General features: G+C 66.5%; 2 protein-coding genes. Both read right to left on the bottom strand.

The window, feature by feature from the left end:
* Positions 1-30 precede the first annotated feature (30 nt).
* Entirely contained in the window at positions 31-945 is a 915-nt protein-coding gene (locus JIG36_RS51360) for an IS3 family transposase (RefSeq protein WP_203384268.1), read from the bottom strand.
* On the bottom strand, positions 942-1,253 hold the full coding sequence (locus tag JIG36_RS51365; protein ID WP_203384269.1) for a transposase: 312 nt from the start codon (positions 1,251-1,253) through the stop codon (positions 942-944). Before JIG36_RS51365 ends, JIG36_RS51360 begins: the two co-directional genes overlap by 4 nt.
* Positions 1,254-1,318 lie beyond the last annotated feature (65 nt).

Here is a 1,318-nt window from a genome sequence, read left to right on the forward strand (position 1 = left end):
TGAGTTCCCCCCGGTTTCCGGGAGCGGGGGTTACCTGGCTCCGGTCGGGGCAGGGGTGAGGTTATCTGGCTCGGTCTGGGTGTGCCAGGCGGTCTCGTATTCATCGGGGCTGAGGTAGCCGAGTTCGCGTTGGATGCGGCGGGTGTTGTACCAGCCGTCGATGTATTCGAAGATCGCGTTCTCGGCTTCGTCGCGTGTTCGCCAGCTTGTGCGGTAAACCAGCTCGATCTTCAGGGTGGACCAGAAGTTCTCCATCAGTGCGTTGTCGTAGCTGTCGCCGACCGAGCCCATCGAGGGCAGGATTCCGTTGTCCCGTAACCGTTCCGAGAATCGGAAGCTCGTGTAGTTCGAGCCCCGGTCCGAGTGGTGGATCAGGTCGCCGTCGCGGACGTCACGCGACCAGATGCCGTACTCGAGCGCGGCCAGGATCAGATCGGTGTCACACCGGTTCGAGGTCTTCCAGCCGACGATCCTTCTTGAGAAGACGTCGCGGACGGCGGCCAGCCAGAACACGCCCTCACCGGTGGGGATCCGGGTGGCGTCGGCGACCCAGAGCCGGTTCGGGGCGGCCGCGGTGAACCGGCGGTTGACCAGGTCCGGCGCCGGCGTGTGCCGCGGATCCTGTTTCGTTGAGCCGCCGCGCCAGCCCCGGCGCAGGAACGCACCCTGCCACCCCTGCCCGGCCATCAGCCGCTCGACCCGTTTGCGGCCCACGGCGATGCCGTCGCGGCGCAGCTGTCGATGCACTCGGTCGGCGCCGTAGGTGTGGCCGGAGGCTTGCCAGATCTCGTGGATGTTGGTGAGCAGGCCGAGGTCGACCAGGTCGCGGTCACACGGCTGTTCGGCCTGCTTGCGCCAGGCATAGTAGGTCGACTCGGCGATGTTGAGGACCCGTAGCAGGAGCGCGACCGCGAAGCGATCACGGTGTTCGTCGATGAACGTCATGACCGTCGCCGGGTCGGGTCGAGCTCCGCCGCGAAATACGCGCTCGCGGCCTTGAGGATCTCGTTGGCCCGGCGCAGCTCAGCGTTCTCCTTGGCCAGCCGCCGGTTCTCCTCCAGCAGATCGGTGCTCGGCCGGTCCTGGCGCTCACCGGCGTCAGCCTCGGCCTGCCGGATCCAGTTGCGCAGCGCCTCGTGATGCACGTTCAGCTGCTCGGCCAGCCGCCGGATCGTCGGCTTCGGGTCCGACTCGCGATACAAGCGCACGGCCCGTGCTCGCAGCTCGTCGGGGTACTTCTTCGGTGCGGCCACAGATGCTTCCTCCCCATGATCAGTCGATCATGTTTGAGAAGCTCCCGGAAACCGGGGGGAACTCA

Source organism: Paractinoplanes ovalisporus (genome assembly GCF_016834655.1).
GTDB classification, from domain to species: domain Bacteria; phylum Actinomycetota; class Actinomycetes; order Mycobacteriales; family Micromonosporaceae; genus Actinoplanes; species Actinoplanes ovalisporus.